This is a genomic window from Enterobacter sp. HMSC16D10 (assembly GCF_001807145.1).
In the GTDB taxonomy this organism is placed as follows: domain Bacteria; phylum Pseudomonadota; class Gammaproteobacteria; order Enterobacterales; family Enterobacteriaceae; genus Enterobacter; species Enterobacter roggenkampii.
Map to the genome: position 1 here is coordinate 14,398 of NZ_KV787897.1, position 21,907 is coordinate 36,304.

General features: G+C 52.5%; 20 protein-coding genes. All 20 read left to right on the forward strand.

Going from position 1 to position 21,907, the window contains the following annotated elements:
- The first annotated feature begins 142 nt into the window (after positions 1 to 142).
- The 20 genes from asnC (at position 143) to pstS (ending at position 21,871) form a co-directional block, all read left to right on the forward strand.
- The gene (gene asnC / locus HMPREF3143_RS17890) at positions 143 to 601 is read left to right on the forward strand and encodes a transcriptional regulator AsnC (RefSeq protein ID WP_008500198.1); all 459 of its coding nucleotides are present in this window, start codon (positions 143 to 145) and stop codon (positions 599 to 601) included.
- A gap of 90 nt (positions 602 to 691) precedes the next feature.
- Positions 692 to 1,141 carry an FMN-binding protein MioC gene (mioC, locus tag HMPREF3143_RS17895; protein ID WP_008500197.1) on the forward strand — a complete coding sequence of 150 codons (450 nt, stop codon included), beginning with the start codon at positions 692 to 694 and terminating at the stop codon, positions 1,139 to 1,141.
- A 374-nt stretch (positions 1,142 to 1,515) separates the two neighbouring features.
- Positions 1,516 to 3,405: a tRNA uridine-5-carboxymethylaminomethyl(34) synthesis enzyme MnmG gene (mnmG, locus tag HMPREF3143_RS17900; protein ID WP_008500196.1), complete on the forward strand. Its 1,890-nt coding sequence runs from the start codon at positions 1,516 to 1,518 to the stop codon at positions 3,403 to 3,405.
- Positions 3,406 to 3,512: 107 nt separating this feature from the next.
- On the forward strand, positions 3,513 to 4,136 hold the full coding sequence (rsmG, locus tag HMPREF3143_RS17905; protein WP_008500195.1) for a 16S rRNA (guanine(527)-N(7))-methyltransferase RsmG: 624 nt from the start codon (positions 3,513 to 3,515) through the stop codon (positions 4,134 to 4,136).
- A gap of 616 nt (positions 4,137 to 4,752) precedes the next feature.
- Positions 4,753 to 5,133 (forward strand): F0F1 ATP synthase subunit I, encoded by a 381-nt coding sequence (atpI, locus tag HMPREF3143_RS17910; RefSeq protein ID WP_008500194.1) that lies wholly within the window; start codon positions 4,753 to 4,755, stop codon positions 5,131 to 5,133.
- 8 nt (positions 5,134 to 5,141) lie between these two features.
- On the forward strand, positions 5,142 to 5,957 hold the full coding sequence (atpB, locus tag HMPREF3143_RS17915) for a F0F1 ATP synthase subunit A (RefSeq protein WP_008500193.1): 816 nt from the start codon (positions 5,142 to 5,144) through the stop codon (positions 5,955 to 5,957).
- Between the two features lie 49 nt (positions 5,958 to 6,006).
- A complete protein-coding gene (gene atpE, locus HMPREF3143_RS17920; RefSeq protein WP_000429386.1) occupies positions 6,007 to 6,246 on the forward strand; it encodes a F0F1 ATP synthase subunit C in 240 nt (79 codons plus the stop codon).
- Positions 6,247 to 6,294: 48 nt separating this feature from the next.
- Positions 6,295 to 6,765, forward strand: a complete 471-nt coding sequence (gene atpF / locus HMPREF3143_RS17925) for a F0F1 ATP synthase subunit B (protein ID WP_003862370.1) — start codon at positions 6,295 to 6,297, stop codon at positions 6,763 to 6,765.
- A 14-nt stretch (positions 6,766 to 6,779) separates the two neighbouring features.
- Positions 6,780 to 7,313 (forward strand): F0F1 ATP synthase subunit delta, encoded by a 534-nt coding sequence (atpH, locus tag HMPREF3143_RS17930; protein ID WP_008500192.1) that lies wholly within the window; start codon positions 6,780 to 6,782, stop codon positions 7,311 to 7,313.
- A gap of 12 nt (positions 7,314 to 7,325) precedes the next feature.
- Positions 7,326 to 8,867, forward strand: coding sequence for a F0F1 ATP synthase subunit alpha (atpA, locus tag HMPREF3143_RS17935; protein ID WP_003862367.1), 1,542 nt, complete (start codon positions 7,326 to 7,328; stop codon positions 8,865 to 8,867).
- Between the two features lie 51 nt (positions 8,868 to 8,918).
- Positions 8,919 to 9,782 (forward strand): F0F1 ATP synthase subunit gamma, encoded by an 864-nt coding sequence (gene atpG / locus HMPREF3143_RS17940; protein WP_008500191.1) that lies wholly within the window; start codon positions 8,919 to 8,921, stop codon positions 9,780 to 9,782.
- 31 nt (positions 9,783 to 9,813) lie between these two features.
- On the forward strand, positions 9,814 to 11,196 hold the full coding sequence (atpD, locus tag HMPREF3143_RS17945; protein ID WP_003862362.1) for a F0F1 ATP synthase subunit beta: 1,383 nt from the start codon (positions 9,814 to 9,816) through the stop codon (positions 11,194 to 11,196).
- A 20-nt stretch (positions 11,197 to 11,216) separates the two neighbouring features.
- Positions 11,217 to 11,636 carry a F0F1 ATP synthase subunit epsilon gene (locus HMPREF3143_RS17950; RefSeq protein WP_006177560.1) on the forward strand — a complete coding sequence of 140 codons (420 nt, stop codon included), beginning with the start codon at positions 11,217 to 11,219 and terminating at the stop codon, positions 11,634 to 11,636.
- A gap of 137 nt (positions 11,637 to 11,773) precedes the next feature.
- Positions 11,774 to 13,144 (forward strand): bifunctional UDP-N-acetylglucosamine diphosphorylase/glucosamine-1-phosphate N-acetyltransferase GlmU, encoded by a 1,371-nt coding sequence (glmU, locus tag HMPREF3143_RS17955; RefSeq protein ID WP_070533899.1) that lies wholly within the window; start codon positions 11,774 to 11,776, stop codon positions 13,142 to 13,144.
- A gap of 225 nt (positions 13,145 to 13,369) precedes the next feature.
- Positions 13,370 to 15,199, forward strand: coding sequence for a glutamine--fructose-6-phosphate transaminase (isomerizing) (gene glmS, locus HMPREF3143_RS17960; RefSeq protein WP_070533900.1), 1,830 nt, complete (start codon positions 13,370 to 13,372; stop codon positions 15,197 to 15,199).
- A gap of 428 nt (positions 15,200 to 15,627) precedes the next feature.
- Positions 15,628 to 16,206 (forward strand): chaperone-usher fimbrial major subunit, encoded by a 579-nt coding sequence (locus tag HMPREF3143_RS17965; protein ID WP_023326362.1) that lies wholly within the window; start codon positions 15,628 to 15,630, stop codon positions 16,204 to 16,206.
- A 71-nt stretch (positions 16,207 to 16,277) separates the two neighbouring features.
- Positions 16,278 to 16,961 (forward strand): fimbrial chaperone, encoded by a 684-nt coding sequence (locus tag HMPREF3143_RS17970; protein WP_045353381.1) that lies wholly within the window; start codon positions 16,278 to 16,280, stop codon positions 16,959 to 16,961.
- Between the two features lie 18 nt (positions 16,962 to 16,979).
- Positions 16,980 to 19,499 (forward strand): fimbria/pilus outer membrane usher protein, encoded by a 2,520-nt coding sequence (locus tag HMPREF3143_RS17975; protein ID WP_070533901.1) that lies wholly within the window; start codon positions 16,980 to 16,982, stop codon positions 19,497 to 19,499.
- Between the two features lie 9 nt (positions 19,500 to 19,508).
- Positions 19,509 to 20,585, forward strand: coding sequence for a fimbrial protein StgD (gene stgD, locus HMPREF3143_RS17980; protein WP_023326365.1), 1,077 nt, complete (start codon positions 19,509 to 19,511; stop codon positions 20,583 to 20,585).
- A 245-nt stretch (positions 20,586 to 20,830) separates the two neighbouring features.
- Positions 20,831 to 21,871, forward strand: coding sequence for a phosphate ABC transporter substrate-binding protein PstS (pstS, locus tag HMPREF3143_RS17985; protein WP_008500186.1), 1,041 nt, complete (start codon positions 20,831 to 20,833; stop codon positions 21,869 to 21,871).
- Positions 21,872 to 21,907: the final 36 nt, after the last annotated feature.

Sequence of the window (21,907 nt, forward strand, 5' to 3'; positions counted from 1 at the left end):
TCCTGCGTCCTGTTGATATTGATTAAGCAACAGAAATGGCACCTTATTCAATAACCCATCAACAAAAAGCCGCCTTCACTTTTGATTCGATAAAATAAGGCGCTAGAATAGAGTGATTCATTAATCTTCATAAGAAAAAGCTATGGAAAATTATCAGATCGACAATCTCGACCGCGGCATTCTGGAGGCGTTAATGGCCAATGCCCGTACCGCCTACGCCGAACTGGCGAAGCAGTTTGGCGTCAGTCCGGGCACCATCCACGTTCGCGTAGAGAAGATGAAGCAGGCGGGGATCATTACCGGCGCGCGCATTGACGTCAGCCCGAAGCAGCTGGGTTACGACGTCTGCTGCTTCATCGGCATCATTCTAAAAAGCGCAAAAGACTACCCCTCCGCCCTGGCGAAGCTAAACGCGCTGGATGAAGTCACCGAGGCGTACTACACCACCGGGCACTACAGCATCTTTATTAAGGTCATGTGCCGATCTATCGACGCACTCCAGCAGGTACTTATCAACAAGATCCAAACAATCGATGAAATTCAGTCCACCGAGACCCTGATCTCCCTGCAAAACCCGATCATGCGTACCATCCGCCCGTGATCGGGCAAATTCATTCCCACATTTTCCACAGGTAGATCCCAACTCGTTCACAGCGTACAATGGCCGTCTCTTTATCTGAGCGAGCGATCAATGGCGGACATTACCCTTATCAGCGGCAGCACCCTGGGTGGTGCAGAATACGTAGCGGAACATCTGGCTGAAAAGCTGGAAGAGGCGGGCTTTTCTACGGAAACCCTGCACGGCCCGTTGCTGGAAGATCTCCCGACTGACGGGGTCTGGCTGCTGATCACCTCCACGCACGGCGCTGGCGATCTGCCGGACAACCTGCAACCTTTATATGACGAATTGCTGGAACAGCAGCCCGACCTGTCAAACGTCCGTTTTGGCGCAGTGGGGATCGGCAGTCGTGAATATGACACCTTTTGCGGGGCAATAGAGAAAGTCGAAGCCGCTGTGACCTCCTGCGGAGCAAAACAGCTGGGCGAAACACTCAAGATCAACATCCTCGATCATGACATTCCGGAGGATCCAGCCGAGATCTGGCTCGCGGAATGGAAAAATTTACTCAAAAACGATTAAAGATCGCGCGAACAGATGTGGATAAGTCTGGTTAAAAGCTCGTATTAACCCGTATTTATCCAAAGAACAACCGTAGCGCAGTTTTTAGCCTGTGTATAAAGTCGCGATCTGATCCCAGCTTATACGGCCCAGGATCACCGATCATTCACAGCAAACGATCCTTTCTAACTGTATGATCTTCTTTATGAGATCGGACTTATCCACACGGGTTCGCGATCCTAATAAGAGATCACAATAGAACAGATCTCTAAATAAAAAGATCTTCTTTTTAATAGCCCAGGATCCCAATGCTTTCTCGAAAGACTAAAGTTGAGTAGAATCCACGGCCCGGGCTTCAATCCATTTTCTTACCGCTTTACGCGAGGCAGACCACCATGTTTTATCAGGATCCTTTTGACGTCATCATCATTGGCGGGGGTCACGCTGGCACTGAGGCCGCAATGGCCGCAGCGCGAATGGGTCAGCAGACCCTGCTTTTGACGCACAATATCGACACGCTGGGACAAATGTCCTGTAATCCGGCGATTGGCGGCATTGGGAAAGGACACCTGGTAAAAGAAGTGGATGCACTTGGCGGCCTGATGGCGAAGGCGATCGATCACGCAGGCATTCAGTTTAGGATACTAAACGCCAGTAAAGGCCCCGCTGTGCGTGCGACCCGTGCTCAGGCAGACCGCGTACTTTATCGCCAGGCGGTACGTACCGCGCTGGAGAACCAGCCGAACCTGATGATCTTCCAGCAGGCGGTTGAAGATCTTATCGTTGAGAACGATCGCGTCGTGGGCGCCGTGACCCAGATGGGCCTCAAATTCCGCGCCAAAGCCGTGGTGTTGACCGTGGGTACCTTCCTTGACGGTAAAATTCATATTGGGCTGGATAACTACAGCGGCGGCCGTGCTGGCGATCCGCCGTCTATCCCATTGTCTCGCCGTCTGCGCGAGCTGCCGCTACGCGTCAGCCGCCTGAAAACCGGCACGCCGCCGCGTATTGATGCGCGCACCATTGATTTCAGCGTGCTGGCGCAACAGCACGGTGATAACCCAATGCCGGTCTTCTCGTTTATGGGCAATGCGGCACAGCATCCGCAGCAGGTGCCGTGCTACATCACGCACACCAACGAGAAAACCCATGACGTGATCCGCAATAACCTCGATCGCAGCCCGATGTACGCCGGCGTGATCGAAGGGATCGGTCCACGCTACTGCCCGTCGATCGAAGACAAAGTGATGCGCTTTGCCGATCGCAACCAGCACCAGATCTTCCTGGAGCCGGAGGGGTTGACCTCAAACGAAATTTACCCGAACGGCATCTCCACCAGCCTGCCGTTCGACGTACAGATGCAAATTGTTCGCTCAATGCAGGGTATGGAGAACGCAAAAATCGTTCGCCCTGGCTACGCTATTGAGTACGATTTCTTCGATCCGCGTGACCTGAAGCCGACCCTGGAGAGCAAATTCATCCACGGTCTGTTCTTCGCGGGTCAGATTAACGGCACCACCGGCTACGAAGAAGCGGCTGCACAGGGCCTGCTTGCCGGTCTGAACGCCGCGCGCTTCTCTGCTGAGAAAGAGGGCTGGGCTCCGGCGCGTTCTCAGGCTTATCTGGGCGTGCTGGTTGACGATCTCTGCACGCTGGGTACCAAAGAACCGTACCGTATGTTTACCTCTCGCGCGGAATATCGCCTGATGCTGCGTGAAGATAACGCCGACCTGCGTCTGACCGAAATGGGCCGCGAGCTGGGTCTGGTCGATGACGAGCGCTGGGCGCGCTTCAACGAGAAGCTGGAGCGCATTGAGCAGGAACGTCAGCGTCTGAAAACCACATGGGTGAATCCGCAGGCGGAAACCGCTGCTGAAGTGAACGCTCACTTAACCGCGCCGCTGTCGCGCGAAGCCAGCGGTGAAGATCTGCTGCGCCGTCCAGAAGTCACCTACGAGAACCTGGTCAAACTGACCGCGTTCGCGCCGGGCCTGGAAGACGCTGAAGCAGCAGAGCAGGTCGAGATCCAGGTGAAGTACGAAGGTTACATCGCCCGTCAGCAGGATGAGATCGAAAAACAGCAGCGTAACGAAAACACGCTGCTGCCGGAAATGCTGGACTACCGCCAGGTGACGGGCCTTTCCAACGAAGTGATCGCCAAGCTGAACGATCACAAACCGGTGTCGATCGGTCAGGCATCCCGCATCTCGGGCGTGACCCCGGCGGCGATTTCGATCCTGCTGGTGTGGCTGAAAAAGCAGGGCATGTTGCGCCGTAGCGCGTAATTGACATTGCTTTTGGCGGGTGGCGCTTCGCTGACCCGCCCTACTTATTCGTAGGCCCGGTAAGCGGCAGCGCCACCGGGCAAAAAAACTCTCAACAGGTATTCACCGTGCTCAACAAACTCTCTCGTCTGCTGGATCAGGCAGGTATTTCGCTCACCGATCACCAGAAAAATCAGCTGGTGGCCTATGTCGATATGCTGAACAAATGGAACAAAGCGTACAACCTGACGTCTGTTCGCGACCCCAACGAGATGCTCGTTCGCCACATTCTCGACAGCATCGTGGTTGCTCCCTGGCTGAAAGGTGAACGCTTTATCGACGTGGGGACGGGCCCGGGTCTGCCGGGTATTCCGCTGTCGATTGTTCGCCCTGAGAGCCATTTCACGCTGCTGGACAGCCTTGGCAAACGCGTGCGCTTTTTACGCCAGGTACAGCATGAGCTGAAGCTTGAAAACATCACGCCCGTGCAGAGCAGGGTAGAGGAGTTCCCGGCAGAGCCGCCGTTTGACGGGGTTATCAGCCGCGCATTTGCGTCGCTCAACGATATGGTGAGCTGGTGCAAGCACTTACCTGCGGAGAATGGCCGCTTTTATGCACTGAAAGGGCAGTTGCCAGGCGATGAGATTGAACAGCTTCCGGACGGTTTTGCTGTCGAGTCTATTGAGAAATTACAGATTCCTCAGCTCGAAGGCGAACGACACCTGGTGATAATTAAGCCAAACAATTTTTAAAAAATTAATAAAAAATGTGGAATTCGTGCTGTTCTTATCATGTTAAAAAACAGCACAACTACCGGGGATTTACCGAGGAGCTTTTAACCGCTGCTTCACTAAGGTTTTTCTTCCGGTTAACGAAGCAATCGTTATTCACCGAGAAGATAGTCATCCTTGAAAATATAAGTCTGCTAAAAGTGGAAGGCAGTAACCAGAACGCAATGTTAATTATTTATTAAGAATGTCAATAAAAGGTTTTTATTGTGTACTGGGCTGTTTTGAAAATAGTTGCGACATTTTGCGTTTAATTTCATAAAGATAAATTTCTGCGATTTGCGCCTTTGATAAATACAACCTTATCGCAAATGTGTGTTTTGTGATCTCGTGCACGCTTTATCGACAACGTTTTCGCGCTGTTTGCAGTTTTGGTCGAAGGTTGACGCTTTCAGCGAAAGTTAAAAAATAGCGGTGGGGAAAAATATTTAAACATTTATTCACCTTTTCGCTACTTAATGTTTGAAATCACGGGTGCGCACCGTATAATTTGACCGCTTTTTGATGCTTGACTCTGAGCCTTAAAGGACGTTTTATACGACACGCGGCATACCTCGAAGGGAGCAGGAGTAAAAACGTGATGTCTGTGTCGCTCTTGAGTAGAAACGTTGCTCGTAAGCTTCTGTTCATTCAGTTTCTGGCTGTGATAGCAAGTGGACTGCTGTTTAGCCTCAAAGACCCCTTCTGGGGCATCTCCGCCGTGTGCGGGGGTTTGGCGGTTGTGCTGCCAAACGTGTTGTTTATGATTTTTGCCTGGCGTCATCAGGCGCATACACCTGCCAAAGGCCGCGTGGCCTGGTCCTTCGCCCTCGGCGAAGTGTGTAAGGTGTTGCTGACCTTTGCTCTACTGGTGATGGCGCTGGCGGTTTTGAAAGTGGTCTTCATGCCGCTGATAGCAACGTGGGTTTTGGTGCTGGTGGTACAAGTTCTGGCTCCAGCTGTAATCAATAACAAAGGGTAAAAGGCATCATGGCTTCAGAAAATATGACGCCGCAGGATTACATAGGTCACCATCTGAATAACCTTCAGCTGGACCTGCGTACATTCTCGCTGGTGGATCCACATAACCCCCCGGCCACCTTCTGGACGATCAACATCGACTCCATGTTCTTCTCGGTGGTTTTGGGTCTTCTGTTCCTGGCCATGTTCCGCGGTGTTGCTAAACGAGCGACCAGCGGTGTACCAGGGAAATTCCAGACCTTCATCGAAATGATCATCGGCTTCGTCCATGGCAGCGTCAAAGACATGTACCATGGCAAGAGCAAGCTGATTGCTCCGCTGGCGCTGACCGTGTTCGTTTGGGTCTTCCTGATGAACCTGATGGACCTGCTGCCAATCGATCTGCTGCCATTTATTGGCGAGCACATCTTCGGCCTGCCTGCACTGCGTGTTGTACCGTCTGCGGACGTGAACATCACCCTGTCGATGGCGCTGGGCGTGTTTATCCTGATTCTTTTCTACAGCATCAAAATGAAAGGCGTAAGCGGCTTTGTGAAAGAGCTTACCTTGCAGCCGTTCAACCACTGGGCGTTTATTCCGGTCAACCTGATCCTGGAAGGCGTTAGCCTGCTGTCCAAACCTGTTTCACTGGGTCTGCGACTGTTCGGCAACATGTATGCGGGTGAGCTGATTTTCATTCTGATCGCGGGTCTTCTGCCGTGGTGGTCACAGTGGGTTCTGAATGTGCCGTGGGCCATTTTCCACATCCTGATCATTACGCTGCAAGCCTTTATCTTCATGGTTCTGACGATCGTCTATCTGTCGATGGCGTCTGAAGAGCACTGATTTTTTACCAACACTACTACGTTTTAATTGAAACAAACTGGAGACTGTCATGGAAAACCTGAATATGGATCTGCTGTACATGGCTGCCGCTGTGATGATGGGTCTGGCGGCTATCGGTGCTGCGATCGGTATCGGCATCCTCGGGGGCAAATTCCTGGAAGGCGCTGCGCGTCAACCTGATCTGATTCCTCTGCTGCGTACTCAGTTCTTTATCGTTATGGGTCTGGTGGATGCTATCCCAATGATCGCTGTAGGTCTGGGTCTGTACGTGATGTTTGCTGTCGCGTAGTAGTAGTTTTAAAACCCTAAGCCACAGATATTAAAGAGGTATTGTGCTGTGAACATGAACGCAACAATCCTCGGCCAGGCCATCGCGTTTATTCTCTTTGTCTGGTTCTGCATGAAGTATGTATGGCCGCCTTTAATGGCAGCCATCGAAAAACGTCAGAAAGAAATTGCTGACGGTCTGGCTTCTGCAGAACGCGCTAAGAAAGATTTGGACCTTGCACAGGCCAACGCGACAGACCAGCTGAAAAAAGCGAAAGCGGAAGCTCAGGTTATCATCGAACAGGCTAACAAACGCCGTTCGCAGATCCTGGACGAAGCGAAAGCTGAAGCAGAACAGGAACGTACTAAGATCGTGACACAGGCTCAGGCTGAAATTGAAGCTGAGCGTAAACGTGCTCGTGAAGAACTGCGTAAGCAGGTTGCGATTCTGGCTGTTGCTGGCGCCGAGAAGATCATCGAACGTTCCGTGGATGAAGCTGCTAACAGCGACATCGTGGACAAACTTGTCGCTGAACTGTAAGGAGGGAGGGGCTGATGTCTGAATTTGTTACGGTAGCTCGCCCCTACGCCAAAGCAGCTTTTGACTTTGCTATCGAACACCAAAATGTCGATCGCTGGCAGAATATGCTGGCGTTTGCCGCTGAGGTGACGAAAAACGAACAAATGGCCGAGTTGCTTTCCGGTGCGTTAGCACCTGAAACCCTCGCCGCGTCGTTTATCGCCGTGTGCGGAGAGCAACTGGATGCCAACGGCCAGAACCTGATTAAGGTGATGGCAGAGAATGGTCGTCTCCGTGTGCTCCCGGATGTTCTCGAGCAGTTTGAGCACTTACGTGCCCTTAGTGAAGCTACCGCTGAAGTCGAAGTGACTTCTGCGACTGAACTGAGTGACGAACAGCTTGCGAAAATTACCGCCGCGATGGAAAAACGTCTGTCACGCAAAGTTAAGCTGAATTGCAAAATCGATAAGTCTGTAATGGCAGGCGTAATCATCCGTTCGGGTGATATGGTCATTGATGGCAGCGTACGCGGCCGTCTTGAGCGCCTTGCAGACGTCTTGCAGTCTTAAGGGGACTGGAGCATGCAACTGAATTCCACCGAAATCAGCGAACTGATCAAGCAGCGCATTGCTCAGTTCAATGTTGTGAGTGAAGCTCACAACGAAGGTACTATTGTTTCTGTAAGTGACGGTGTTATCCGCATCCACGGCCTGGCCGATTGTATGCAGGGTGAGATGATTTCCCTGCCGGGTAACCGTTACGCTATCGCACTGAACCTGGAGCGCGACTCCGTTGGTGCAGTTGTGATGGGTCCATACGCTGACCTCGCCGAAGGCATGAAGGTTAAGTGTACTGGCCGTATTCTGGAAGTACCGGTTGGCCGTGGCCTGCTGGGTCGCGTTGTTAACACCCTGGGTGCGCCAATCGACGGTAAAGGTCCGGTTGAGCACGATGGCTTCTCCCCAATCGAAGTTATCGCACCAGGCGTTATCGACCGTCAGTCCGTAGATCAGCCTGTTCAGACAGGTTATAAGTCCGTTGATGCCATGATCCCAATCGGTCGTGGTCAGCGTGAACTGATCATCGGTGACCGTCAGACCGGTAAAACCGCGATGGCAATCGACGCCATCATCAACCAGCGTGACTCCGGCATCAAATGTGTGTACGTGGCTATCGGCCAGAAAGCGTCCACCATTTCTAACGTGGTTCGTAAACTGGAAGAGCACGGCGCGCTGTCAAACACCATTGTTGTTGTGGCGACTGCTTCTGAATCTGCTGCACTGCAATACCTGGCACCATACGCCGGTTGCGCAATGGGCGAATACTTCCGTGACCGCGGTGAAGATGCGCTGATCGTATACGATGACCTGTCTAAACAGGCTGTTGCTTATCGTCAGGTTTCCCTGCTGCTCCGTCGTCCACCTGGACGTGAAGCGTTCCCTGGCGACGTATTCTACCTCCACTCTCGTCTGCTGGAGCGTGCTTCCCGCGTTAACGCGGAATACGTCGAGAACTTCACCAAAGGTGAAGTGAAGGGTAAAACGGGCTCTCTGACCGCGCTGCCGATCATTGAAACCCAGGCGGGTGACGTTTCTGCGTTCGTTCCGACCAACGTAATCTCCATTACCGATGGTCAGATCTTCCTGGAAACCAACCTGTTTAACTCCGGTATTCGTCCGGCGGTTAACCCGGGTATCTCCGTATCCCGTGTGGGTGGTGCTGCTCAGACCAAGATCATCAAGAAACTGTCCGGTGGTATCCGTACCGCGCTGGCACAGTATCGCGAACTGGCTGCGTTCTCTCAGTTCGCATCCGATCTGGACGAAGCAACCCGTAAACAGCTGAGCCACGGTCAGAAAGTGACCGAGCTGCTGAAGCAGAAACAGTACGCACCAATGTCTGTTGCTCAGCAGGGCCTGGTACTGTTCGCGGCTGAACGCGGTTACCTCGAAGATGTGGAACTGGCGAAAATCGGTAGCTTCGAAGCCGCTCTGCTGGCTTACGTCGACCGTGATCACGCTCCGCTGATGCAAGAGATCAACCAGACCGGTGGCTATAACGACGAAATCGAAGGCAAGCTGAAAGCTATCCTCGATTCCTTCAAAGCAACCCAATCCTGGTAATCGTCCGGCGGCTTGTCTCAGGACAAGCCGCCTGGCATTGAGGAGAAGCTCATGGCCGGCGCAAAAGAGATACGTAGTAAGATCGCAAGCGTCCAGAACACGCAAAAGATCACTAAAGCGATGGAGATGGTCGCCGCTTCCAAAATGCGTAAATCGCAGGATCGCATGGCGGCCAGCCGTCCTTATGCAGAAACCATGCGCAAAGTGATTGGTCACCTTGCAAACGGTAATCTGGAATATAAGCACCCTTACCTGGAAGAACGCGACGTTAAGCGCGTGGGCTACCTGGTGGTGTCGACCGACCGTGGTCTGTGTGGCGGCTTGAACATTAACCTGTTCAAAAAACTGCTGGCGGATATGAAAGCATGGTCTGAAAAAGGCGTTCAGTGCGATATCGCAATGATCGGCTCTAAAGGCGTCTCTTTCTTTAACTCCGTTGGTGGCAACATTGTCGCTCAGGTGACCGGTATGGGTGATAACCCGTCCCTGTCCGAACTGATCGGCCCGGTTAAAGTGATGTTGCAGGCCTATGATGAAGGCCGTCTGGACAGACTGTACGTTGTCAGCAACAAATTCATTAACACCATGTCTCAGGTTCCAACGCTCACTCAGATGCTGCCGTTACCGGCATCAGAAGATGACGAGCTGAAGCAAAAAGCCTGGGATTACCTGTATGAACCCGATCCGAAACCGCTGCTGGATACCCTGCTGCGTCGTTACGTTGAATCTCAGGTTTATCAGGGCGTTGTAGAAAACCTGGCCAGCGAGCAGGCCGCACGAATGGTGGCGATGAAAGCCGCGACCGATAATGGCGGCAGCCTGATTAAAGAGCTGCAGTTGGTTTACAACAAAGCTCGTCAGGCCAGCATTACTCAGGAACTCACCGAGATCGTCTCGGGGGCCGCCGCGGTTTAACCAGGTTTACGAATTACGTAGAGGATTCAAGATGGCTACTGGAAAGATTGTCCAGGTAATCGGCGCCGTGGTGGACGTCGAGTTCCCTCAGGACGCCGTACCACGCGTGTACGACGCGCTTGAGGTACAGAATGGTAACGAGAGCCTGGTGCTGGAAGTTCAGCAGCAGCTCGGCGGCGGTATCGTGCGTACCATCGCGATGGGTTCTTCCGACGGTCTGCGTCGTGGTCTGGAAGTAAAAGACCTTGAGCACCCGATCGAAGTCCCGGTAGGTAAAGCAACACTGGGTCGTATCATGAACGTATTGGGTCAGCCAATCGACATGAAAGGCGACATCGGTGAAGAAGAGCGTTGGGCTATCCACCGCGCGGCACCTTCCTACGAAGAGCTGTCCAGCTCTCAGGAACTGCTGGAAACCGGTATCAAAGTTATCGACCTGATGTGTCCGTTTGCGAAGGGCGGTAAAGTGGGTCTGTTCGGTGGTGCGGGTGTAGGTAAAACCGTAAACATGATGGAGCTGATCCGTAACATCGCGATCGAGCACTCCGGTTACTCCGTATTTGCGGGCGTAGGTGAACGTACTCGTGAGGGTAACGACTTCTACCACGAAATGACCGACTCCAACGTTCTGGACAAAGTATCCCTGGTTTACGGCCAGATGAACGAGCCACCAGGAAACCGTCTGCGCGTTGCGCTGACCGGCCTGACAATGGCTGAGAAATTCCGTGACGAAGGCCGTGACGTTCTGCTGTTCGTTGATAACATCTACCGTTACACCCTGGCCGGTACTGAAGTATCTGCACTGCTGGGTCGTATGCCTTCAGCGGTAGGTTATCAGCCTACGCTGGCGGAAGAGATGGGTGTTCTTCAGGAACGTATCACCTCTACCAAAACCGGTTCTATTACCTCCGTTCAGGCGGTATACGTACCTGCGGATGACTTGACTGACCCATCTCCAGCAACCACCTTTGCTCACTTAGATGCAACCGTGGTACTGAGCCGTCAGATCGCGTCTCTGGGTATCTACCCGGCCGTTGACCCGCTGGACTCCACCAGCCGTCAGCTGGATCCACTGGTTGTTGGCCAGGAACACTACGACACCGCGCGTGGCGTACAGTCCCTGCTGCAGCGTTACCAGGAACTGAAAGACATCATCGCCATCCTGGGTATGGATGAACTGTCTGAAGAAGACAAACTGGTGGTAGCACGTGCGCGTAAGATCCAGCGCTTCCTGTCCCAGCCGTTCTTCGTTGCGGAAGTATTCACCGGTTCTCCGGGTAAATACGTTTCCCTGAAAGACACCATCCGTGGCTTTAAAGGCATCATGGAAGGCGAATACGATCACCTGCCAGAGCAGGCGTTCTACATGGTTGGTTCCATCGAAGAAGCTGTGGAAAAAGCCAAAAAACTTTAACGCCTTAATCGGAGGGTGATATGGCAATGACTTACCACCTGGACGTCGTCAGCGCAGAGCAACAAATGTTCTCTGGTCTGGTCGAGAAAATCCAGGTAACGGGTAGTGAAGGTGAGCTGGGTATTTTCCCGGGTCACGCACCGCTGCTCACCGCCATTAAGCCTGGTATGATCCGCATCGTTAAACAGTTCGGTCACGAAGAGTTTATCTATCTGTCCGGCGGCATTCTTGAAGTGCAGCCTGGTAGTGTGACCGTTCTGGCCGATACCGCTATTCGTGGCCAGGATCTCGACGAAGCGCGAGCCCTGGAGTCGAAGCGTAAGGCTGAAGAGCACATTAGCAGCTCTCATGGTGACGTGGATTACGCTCAGGCGTCTGCGGAGCTGGCCAAAGCGATCGCGAAACTGCGCGTTATCGAGTTGACCAAAAAAGCGATGTAACACCGGCTTGAAAAGCACAAAAGCCAGTCTGGATACCAGGCTGGCTTTTTTTTCGTCCTTAATTCATGTTGAAAAAGATGTAGAATTTTAAGCATCAAACGTTTTTACTTCTCACTCAAACTACCGTCAGGATGCGTATGTCAAACAGTGCGATGAGCGTGGTGATCCTTGCCGCAGGCAAAGGGACCCGCATGTATTCCGACCTGCCTAAAGTACTTCACACGCTTGCAGGAAAGCCAATGGTGCAGCACGTCATTGATGCAGCGAATGAATTGGGTGCCAGTCAGGTCCACCTGGTCTACGGCCACGGCGGCGATCTGCTTAAAAAGACGCTGAGCGACGACAAGCTCAACTGGGTGCTTCAGGCCGAGCAGTTGGGTACAGGCCATGCCATGCAGCAGGCAGCGCCCTTCTTTGCGGATGACGAAGACATTTTGATGCTCTACGGCGATGTCCCGCTGATCTCCGTTGAAACGCTGACTCGCCTGCGTGAAGCCAAACCGCAGGGCGGCATCGGTTTATTAACTGTTGTGCTGGACGATCCAACCGGTTATGGCCGTATCACCCGTGAAAACGGCAACGTTACGGGTATTGTTGAGCATAAAGATGCCAGCGAGGCGCAGCGTCAGATTCAGGAGATCAACACCGGTATCCTGATTGCCAATGGTGCGGATATGAAGCGCTGGCTGTCGAAGCTCAACAACAATAACGCGCAGGGTGAATACTACATCACCGACATCATTGCGATGGCATACCAGGAAGGGCGCGAGATTGCGGCGGTCCATCCGGCGCGCATCAGCGAAACCGAAGGGGTGAACAACCGTCTTCAACTCTCCCGTCTTGAGCGCGTTTATCAGTCTGAACAGGCCGAGAAACTCCTTCTGGCTGGCGTGATGCTGCGCGATCCGGCGCGTTTCGATCTGCGTGGCACGTTATCTCACGGGCGCGACGTTGAAATTGATATTAACGTTATCCTCGAAGGTCACGTCACGCTGGGCAATCGCGTCAAAATTGGCGCTGGCTGCGTGATCAAAAACAGCGTCATTGGTGACGACTGTGAAATCAGCCCGTACAGCGTGGTGGAAAATGCCCGTCTGGATGTGGCCTGTACCATCGGTCCGTTTGCGCGTTTGCGCCCGGGCGCTGAGCTGCTGGAAGGCGCTCACGTGGGCAACTTCGTTGAGATGAAAAAAGCGCGTCTGGGTAAAGGCTCTAAAGCCGGTCATTTAACCTATCTGGGCGACGCGGAAATTGGTGACAACGTCAACATTGGCGCAGGCACAATCACCTGTAACTATGACGGCGCCAATAAGTTTAAAACCATCATCGGTGATGATGTGTTTGTCGGTTCCGACACCCAGCTGGTGGCGCCTGTTACCGTGGGTAACGGCGTAACGATTGCCGCCGGGACAACCGTTACGCGCGATATCGCCGATAACGAACTGGTATTAAGCCGTGTGCCGCAGGTGCACAAGCAGGGCTGGAAACGTCCTGTGAAGAAGAAGTAACAACAAGGCGGGTGGCGCTACGCTTACCCGCCCTACGATTGAGTAGGCCTGATAAGGCGTAGCCGTCATCAGGCAAACCCGGGTGAGGAGATAAACATATATCTCCCCCCACAAGCAGTACCCATAAAAATAACCCCACTCTCTACAAGGCTCGGGGCGCCCGGAAAGGGCAAATACAGGTCAGCGACAACGCAGGCATTATGCCTAAATTCGGAATCTAAAATTATGTGTGGAATTGTTGGCGCAGTTGCGCAGCGTGATATTGCTGAAATCCTTCTCGAAGGTTTACGTCGTCTGGAATACCGTGGTTACGACTCTGCCGGTCTGGCTGTCGTCGATGCAGAAGGTCATATGACCCGTCTGCGCCGTCTCGGTAAAGTGCAGATGCTGGCCCAGGCCGCGGAAGAACATCCGCTGCACGGGGGAACCGGTATTGCGCACACCCGCTGGGCGACGCACGGCGAACCGTCTGAAGGCAACGCGCACCCGCATGTGTCTGAACACATCGTGGTCGTGCACAATGGCATTATCGAAAACCACGAACCGCTGCGTGAAGCACTGAAAGCGCGCGGCTACACCTTCGTCTCTGAAACTGACACCGAAGTGATTGCTCACCTGGTGCACTGGGAACTTGAGCAGGGCGGTACGCTGCGTGATGCGGTGCTGCGCGCTATTCCTCAGCTGCGCGGTGCGTACGGTACGGTGATCATGGATTCCCGCGACCCGTCCACGCTGCTGGCCGCGCGTTCCGGTAGCCCGATGGTTATCGGCCTGGGCATGGGTGAAAACTTTATCGCTTCCGATCAGCTGGCACTGCTGCCGGTCACCCGTCGCTTTATCTTCCTCGAAGAGGGGGATATCGCCGAAGTGACTCGCCGCAGCGTAACCGTGTTCGATACCAAAGGCGAGCAGGTGAAACGTCAGGAGATCGAATCGAATCTGCAGTACGACGCGGGCGACAAAGGCGCTTACCGTCACTACATGCAGAAAGAGATTTACGAGCAGCCAAACGCCATCAAAAACACCCTGACCGGGCGCATCAGCCATGGTGAAGTGGATCTGAGCGAGCTGGGCGCAAACGCGAACGAACTGCTCAGCAAGGTTGAGCATATTCAGATCGTAGCCTGCGGTACCTCCTACAACTCCGGTATGGTCTCTCGCTACTGGTTTGAATCTCTGGCGGGCGTGCCGTGCGACGTGGAAATTGCCTCTGAGTTCCGCTATCGCAAATCTGCCGTGCGTCGTAACAGCCTGATGATCACCCTTTCCCAGTCAGGTGAAACGGCAGATACCCTGGCGGCGCTGCGTCTCTCTAAAGAGCTGGGTTATCTGGGTTCTCTGGCCATCTGTAACGTGCCGGGCTCATCGCTGGTGCGTGAATCCGATCTGGCGCTGATGACCAAAGCGGGTACCGAAATCGGCGTGGCCTCCACCAAGGCGTTTACCACTCAGCTGACGGTTCTGCTGATGCTGGTGGCGAAACTGGCGCGTCTGAAAGGTGAAGATGCCTCTGTTGAGCATGACATCGTTCACGGTCTGCAGGCGCTGCCGAGCCGTATTGAGCAGATGCTGTCTCAGGACAAACGCATTGAAGCTCTGGCGGAAGATTTCTCTGACAAACATCACGCCCTGTTCCTGGGCCGTGGCGATCAGTATCCGATTGCGCTGGAAGGCGCGCTGAAGCTGAAAGAGATCTCTTACATTCACGCTGAAGCCTATGCGGCAGGCGAGCTGAAACACGGTCCGTTGGCGCTGATTGACGCGGATATGCCGGTTATCGTCGTGGCACCGAACAACGAACTGCTGGAAAAACTGAAGTCCAACATCGAAGAAGTCCGCGCCCGTGGCGGCGTGCTGTACGTCTTTGCTGATAAAGATGCCGGTTTCGCCAGCAGCGACAACATGCACATCATCGAGATGCCGCATGCGGAAGAGGTGATTGCGCCGATCTTCTACACCGTTCCGCTGCAGCTGCTGGCCTATCACGTGGCGCTGATCAAAGGCACCGACGTCGACCAGCCGCGTAACTTGGCGAAGTCCGTTACCGTAGAATAATCTCCAGCCTACCCGAGGCTGCCAGTATTCTGGCAGCCTCATAGTCCTCCCCTCAGCGATTACTTCTTTTTATCGCAGCCTGTTTCTTTTTTCATGTTTCCTTACATTATTGCGTCATCTGATTGTCTCGCCGATTTCTGCTTAAAAAATAAACTTATTTAGCGGTGGCAAAGAAAAGATATTGATAAATTCTCAAAAAAACAGAAAAGAGGCATCAATAGCATTTTTTAATTATTTTTTATTCTTATTTGTAAGGGGTTTTTTATTTTTCGTTTTTATTATTTTATTTTAAAGATATTTCATGAGAGAAAACGTGTTTGTCTTAGGGCAGGAATGAATTGTACTATCGCCACGCTTTAAAGGATGGTGTGTTTTATTTGAATGTGTAAATGAAACGCATACAAATAATATAAATTATGGAGAGTTTCATGAAATTAAACGTTATAGCCACTTCACTGGTTTTATCTTCCGCCCTGTTTTCAGGTGCGACATTAGCGGCTGACGGTACTGTTCATTTCCGTGGTGAGGTGATTGATTCTACTTGTACAGTCACGACTGATACCAGTAATCAGACTGTTAATATTGGTCGTGTATCGGTAAAAACCTTCGCGGGTATTGATTCCACCGCGTCTGTTAAAGATTTCCACATCCGTCTGGAAGGCTGCCCGGCAACCTATACTCAGGCGGCGGTACGCTTTGACGGGACGGAAGATAAAGATACCATCGGTAAAGGTTATCTCTCAATCGGTACGCCGGTGAACGAAGACGGTACGGACGGCGAGTTCACTGGCAGCGGCGACGCCATTGCCGCGACGGGCGTGGCGATTAAACTGTTCAACCTGAGCGATGATACCGCGATCCCGTTGTACAACAATTCTAAATACGTTGCCATTGCTGATGGTAAAGCGGATATGGGATTCAAGGCGAAATTCGTCCAGACTCTGGCAACAGTGACGCCGGGTACTGCGAATGCTGACTCTCAGTTTACTATTGAATATCTGAAATAATCAGCGATTATGGATTCGGAGCCTGTTAAGAACTTATTAACAGGCTCCTTTATATATAAGGACATTGGATTATGCCAGGGCGTATAGTGAATGTATTAATAGCGTGTTGTCTTACGGGTATTTCTACACTGGCATCGGCAGGTGTGGTTATTGGTGGCACACGAGTGATTTATTTGAGTGATAAATCCGACACAACCATTACTGTCAAAAATAACGAAGCGGCTATCCCTTATCTTATTCAAACATGGGTTGACCCCTTCAATAATACAGGAACCGCGAAAAAACCACCGTTTACCGTCATTCCACCGGTATCTCGTCTGGAGGCTGGGCAGGAAAAAATTCTGCGCATTATGAAAACCGAGGGCAATTTACCGCAGGATCGGGAGTCGGTGTTCTGGCTGAACATCAAAAATATTCCCCCGGCGAGCAATAAGCCGAACGCGATGGAAATCGCCATTAAGACGCGTATCAAGCTGTTCTGGCGTCCGGCCTCGTTGAACATCACCCCGGAGCACGCCGCCACGCAGGTGAAGTGGCACAGAGAAAATCGGCAGTTGGTAGTTGAAAATCCCACGCCGCTAAATATCAACGTTATGAATGTGACAGTGGACGGCAAAGATGTGCCACTCAATATCGTCCATCCCTTTGAAACCCTGCGTTTACCCTTACCGGAAGGCGTGAATGGCCATGCGCTGGTGTGGCGGTATGTGAATGATTTCGGTGCGATTAGTCAGGATTTAAAAGCAGCGCTTTAAGCAAAGGATGGTTTATTTATGGAGTGTTCCCGTATTTTCATCGCGTTTGCTTCCGGGGTGGTGCTTGGTTTATCCGCCGAGACGGCAGCGAGGGATATGTTTAACCCTGCGTTGCTTGAAATCGATCATCCTGTGGACGTTGATATCCACCAGTTTAACCGCGCGAACAATCTACCTGCCGGGAACTATAAGGTCAGTATTCATGTTAACGGCGAATATGTTGACCGCCGGGAGGTAACCTTTGTCGAAGATACTGCCACCAGCAACCTTCATCCTTGCTTCTCAGACGTCAAAACCGTGCTCGCTGAGCTTGGGGTAAAAGTGGCGGCTATCAAGGCCCTTAACGACATAGATGACAAAGCCTGTCTGAACCCCGCGCCGCTCGTTCCCGGCTCAACCTGGACGTTTGATACGGATAAACTCCAGCTTAACGTTACGTTGCCGCAAATCTATATTGATGTATCGGCGCGCGGCTATATCAGTCCCTCACGCTGGGATGAGGGCATCAATGCGCTTATGGTGAACTACGATTTTTCCGGCTCCAGCACGGTGCATTCGAACGAGGATGTTAACGGCGATTTTTATTATCTGAACCTGCGCAACGGTGCCAACCTGGGGGCATGGCGTTTACGTAACTACAGTACGCTAAACGTGGCCGATGGCGAGTCTTCGTATCATTCGATCAATACCTATTTACAGCGCGATATCGCCGCGTTACGCAGCCAAATCATGCTGGGGGATACGTGGACCGCAAGCGACGTGTTTGACAGCACGCAACTGCGTGGTATGCGTCTCTACACGGATGATGACATGCTGCCTTCGAGCCTGACGGGGTTTGCGCCAGTGGTTCGCGGCGTGGCGAAAAGCAATGCGACCGTGATTGTGCGGCAAAACGGTTACATCATTTACCAGTCTGCCGTACCGCAGGGAGCGTTTGCGCTCAAGGATTTAAACACTACCAATTCGGGTGGCGATCTGGATGTTACCATCAAAGAAGAGGATGGCAGCGAGCAACATTTTACCCAGCCTTACGCCTCACTGGCGATCCTGAAGCGTGAAGACCAAACCGATGTCGATATCAGCGCGGGTGAACTGCGCGATCAAAACGATTTTCAGCCGACCGTTTTTCAGGCGCAGGTGTTACACGGTTTTCCTGCGGGTATTACCCTCTACGGGGGCGTGCAGGGAACCAGCGATTACACCTCCGCCGCGCTTGGCGTGGGGAAAGATATGGGTTCGCTGGGCGCCATTTCGCTGGACGTAACGCATGCCCGCGCGCGGTTTGAGGACGATGACGAAAGCGGGCAATCTTACCGTTTTCTCTATTCCAAACGTTTTGATGAAACTAACACAACGTTTCGGCTGGTGGGCTACCGCTACTCCACAGAGGGTTACTACACCCTGAACGAATGGGCGTCCCGGCAGAATAACGAGAGCGACTTCTGGACGACAGGTAACCGCCGTAGCCGTCTGGAGGGAACATGGACGCAGACCTTTGGCGACGGGATGGGAAATATTTATCTTACCCTTAGCCGCCAGCAGTACTGGAAGACGAATGAAGTCGAGCGGCTGGTGCAGCTGGGCTACAGCAATAGCTGGCGCTCTATTTCCTGGAACGTCTCCTGGAACTACACCGATTCACTCACCTCGGCCCAAAATAGCACCGACACTGACATCAGCGACAGCCAGGGCAGCGAACAGATTTTTATGCTCTCTCTCTCCATACCGTTGTCAGGCTGGCTGCATGATAGCTACGTCAACTATGGGTACACCCAAAACAACCATGGAAAAGGGATGCACCAGGTGGGGCTGAGCGGTAACGCGCTGGATGCGCACAACCTCTCCTGGAACGTTCAGCAGTCTTACGATGCGGATAACGAAGATTACAACAACAGCGCAGGGGTGGGCTATGACGGCACATATGGTTCGGTAAACGCCAGTTACGACTATACCCAGGACAACCAGCGCCTCAACTATGGCATGAAGGGCGGGATTCTGGCCCACAGCGATGGCATAACTTTCTCTCAGGAGCTGGGGGAAACCGTCGCGCTGGTTAAAGCCCCGGGAGCTTCCGGCCTGGCGCTGGAGAATGGTACGGGTAAGGCGACGGACTGGCGCGGCTATACGGTACAGACGCAGCTCAATGCCTACGATGAAAACAGAGTGGAGATCGACAGCGATTACTTTGCGAAGGCCAACGTCGAAATCGACAACAGTATCCTCAGCGTTATCCCGACGCGCGGCGCGGTGGTACGGGCGGAGTTTGTCACTCACGTGGGCTATCGCGTCCTGTTCAATGTGCGGCAGAAGAGTGGCAAACCGGTGCCGTTTGGCGCAATGGCCTCGGCTGATTTACCCCACGGCAGCGTAACCGGCATTGTGGGCGAAAATGGCGAGCTTTATCTGTCCGGCATGCCGGAAGAGGGGGCGTTTGTCCTGAAGTGGGGTGCAGATAACACGGTGACCTGCCCGGTTAACTACCATTTTACCCCGCCAGAAGGCGTTGAACTGATACAAATATCGGCAGTATGCCAATAGGGAAATAAGATGAAATTCAGGACACCTCTGTTTTTAAGCGCGTTGATAATATTTATGACGCCAGTATGCAAAGCGTACACCACGGGCGACGGGATTTGTCACTCCGAAGGTGGCGCTTATATCTATAACCTTAATCTGAACGGGCAGTCGATCCCGGCGGATAAAAATAAAGCAGGTACAGAGATCAGGGATCTGGAAACGCTCAGTTCATCTACGAGTTACAAAGCGCAATGCAACTGTCTTACGCATTACTCTACGGGCTTTCGCCAAATCTACTACACCGCACGATCGCCGTTAAGTGAAGATGTGGTAAAGAACGGGTATACCTATTTTACCCTTAATAACAACCTCAGCATCGCCACGTCGATACTTGTGCTTGGCAGAGAATATATACCGGTACCTTTCAGCGCAGAACCAAACGTAATGTCTCATAGCTCCTATTGTTATGCGCCTGGCGAGGAAGGGAGCGAACCAACACTCAATACCGGTTCACAAATAAAAATATCATTCTTAATTAACAAGCCGTTTATTGGCCGGGTGAGTGTGCCAGGTACGATAGTCGCCGATCTTTATGGAGGGCTGGATGCGGCCTCCTCGACCTCCAGCACCGAAAAAATGGCAGAGATCAAAATCGCTGGCGATATCGTCGTGCCGCAAAACTGCGAGATAGCGCCCGGGCAGACGCTTGAGATAGATTTTGGCAAAATCCCGGCCCCGGAATTTTCCGCTACCAAAGGCACCGCCGTGACGAGTCACAAGGTAAAAAAGACGATTCAGGTACAGTGCACAGGCATGCTGGATGAGAATATTGTCTACTCCACTTTCCATGGAGACCCTGTTGACGCCGATGCCACGATGATGAAAGTCAACGGCAATGATGATGTAGGCATTGTGGTATACGACAAGTGGGATCGTCAGGTCAGCGTCAACGGCGGCAGGATGGACATGGATAGGGGCGAAAACAACAACGGCGCCGAAAACAATTCGCTTACCTTTTCCGCTGCGCCTGCAAGCGCAACGGGGGCTCAGCCAAAACCTGGAACGTTTGAAGCGTACGCGACGGTCACGCTGGAAATTGAACATTAATCACCCGACGGCTGTTTATGACAGCCGTTGTCATTTTCCCCCTTTTGTACCAGGCTTATCCCTTTCTGTATGACAACTCTATGACGCTATCATGAATAAATATCATTTATTATCAATGACTTATTTTTAACGCCTGTATTGTCATAAAACTGTCATAATTCGTACATTTATCTGTCACCTGTTTGTCCTATTTTGCTCATCGTAGCCACTAAACAACGATTTACGAAAATCTTGCAGGAGACATTATGAAAGTTATGCGTACCACTGTCGCAACTGTTGTCGCCGCGACCTTATCTCTGAGCGCGTTCTCTGTATTTGCAGAAGCAAGCCTGACTGGCGCTGGTGCAACCTTCCCTGCGCCGGTGTATGCCAAATGGGCGGATACCTACCAGAAAGAAACCGGTAACAAGGTTAACTATCAGGGTATCGGCTCCTCCGGTGGCGTAAAACAAATTACCGCGAACACGGTTGATTTCGGCGCATCAGATGCTCCGCTGTCTGATGACAAACTGGCTCAGGAAGGCCTGTTCCAGTTCCCTACCGTGATCGGTGGCGTGGTTCTGGCGATCAACCTGCCGGGCGTGAAGTCGGGTGAGCTGGTGCTGGACGGCAAAACGCTGGGTGACATCTACCTGGGCAAAATCAAAAAATGGGATGACGAAGCGATCGCCAAACTCAACCCAGGCCTGAAGCTGCCTTCTCAGAACATCGCCGTGGTTCGCCGCGCGGATGGTTCTGGTACCTCTTTCGTGTTCACCAGCTACCTGGCGAAAGTGAACGAAGAGTGGAAATCTAAAGTCGGCTCCGGCTCTACCGTTAACTGGCCTACCGGTCTGGGCGGTAAAGGTAATGACGGTATCGCCGCGTTCGTACAGCGTCTGCCTGGCTCCATCGGCTACGTAGAGTATGCGTACGCGAAGCAGAACAACCTGTCCTACACCAAACTGGTGTCTGCCGACGGCAAACCGGTTAGCCCGACCGAAGAGAACTTTGCTAATGCCGCCAAAGGCGCTGACTGGAGCAAATCCTTCGCGCAGGATCTGACTAACCAGAAGGGCGAAGGGGCGTGGCCAATCACCTCTACCACCTTCATCCTGGTGCACAAAGAGCAGAAGAAACCTGAACAGGGCGCTGAAGTGCTGAAGTTCTTCGACTGGGCATACAAAAACGGCGGCAAACAGGCTAACGCTCTGGATTACGCCACCCTGCCAGACAACGTGGTTGAGCAGATTCGCGCTGCATGGAAAACCAACGTGAAAGACAGCAGCGGTAAAGCGCTGTACTAACAGGATATATTTAACGAAGATGGCGGGTGGCGCTGC

Bases quoted from the DNA above. Each gene is read 5' to 3' on its own strand.
- atpH (WP_008500192.1), top strand. From the start codon at position 6,780: ATGTCTGAATTTGTTACGGTAGCTCGCCCCTACGCCAAAGCAGCTTTT.
- mnmG (WP_008500196.1), top strand. From the start codon at position 1,516: ATGTTTTATCAGGATCCTTTTGACGTCATCATCATTGGCGGGGGTCAC.
- glmU (WP_070533899.1), top strand. From the start codon at position 11,774: ATGTCAAACAGTGCGATGAGCGTGGTGATCCTTGCCGCAGGCAAAGGG.
- HMPREF3143_RS17970 (WP_045353381.1), top strand. From the start codon at position 16,278: ATGCCAGGGCGTATAGTGAATGTATTAATAGCGTGTTGTCTTACGGGT.
- atpA (WP_003862367.1), top strand. From the start codon at position 7,326: ATGCAACTGAATTCCACCGAAATCAGCGAACTGATCAAGCAGCGCATT.
- atpB (WP_008500193.1), top strand. From the start codon at position 5,142: ATGGCTTCAGAAAATATGACGCCGCAGGATTACATAGGTCACCATCTG.
- atpD (WP_003862362.1), top strand. From the start codon at position 9,814: ATGGCTACTGGAAAGATTGTCCAGGTAATCGGCGCCGTGGTGGACGTC.
- HMPREF3143_RS17975 (WP_070533901.1), top strand. From the start codon at position 16,980: ATGGAGTGTTCCCGTATTTTCATCGCGTTTGCTTCCGGGGTGGTGCTT.
- pstS (WP_008500186.1), top strand. From the start codon at position 20,831: ATGAAAGTTATGCGTACCACTGTCGCAACTGTTGTCGCCGCGACCTTA.
- HMPREF3143_RS17950 (WP_006177560.1), top strand. From the start codon at position 11,217: ATGGCAATGACTTACCACCTGGACGTCGTCAGCGCAGAGCAACAAATG.
- mioC (WP_008500197.1), top strand. From the start codon at position 692: ATGGCGGACATTACCCTTATCAGCGGCAGCACCCTGGGTGGTGCAGAA.
- asnC (WP_008500198.1), top strand. From the start codon at position 143: ATGGAAAATTATCAGATCGACAATCTCGACCGCGGCATTCTGGAGGCG.
- stgD (WP_023326365.1), top strand. From the start codon at position 19,509: ATGAAATTCAGGACACCTCTGTTTTTAAGCGCGTTGATAATATTTATG.
- atpG (WP_008500191.1), top strand. From the start codon at position 8,919: ATGGCCGGCGCAAAAGAGATACGTAGTAAGATCGCAAGCGTCCAGAAC.
- atpI (WP_008500194.1), top strand. From the start codon at position 4,753: ATGTCTGTGTCGCTCTTGAGTAGAAACGTTGCTCGTAAGCTTCTGTTC.
- HMPREF3143_RS17965 (WP_023326362.1), top strand. From the start codon at position 15,628: ATGAAATTAAACGTTATAGCCACTTCACTGGTTTTATCTTCCGCCCTG.
- atpE (WP_000429386.1), top strand. From the start codon at position 6,007: ATGGAAAACCTGAATATGGATCTGCTGTACATGGCTGCCGCTGTGATG.
- glmS (WP_070533900.1), top strand. From the start codon at position 13,370: ATGTGTGGAATTGTTGGCGCAGTTGCGCAGCGTGATATTGCTGAAATC.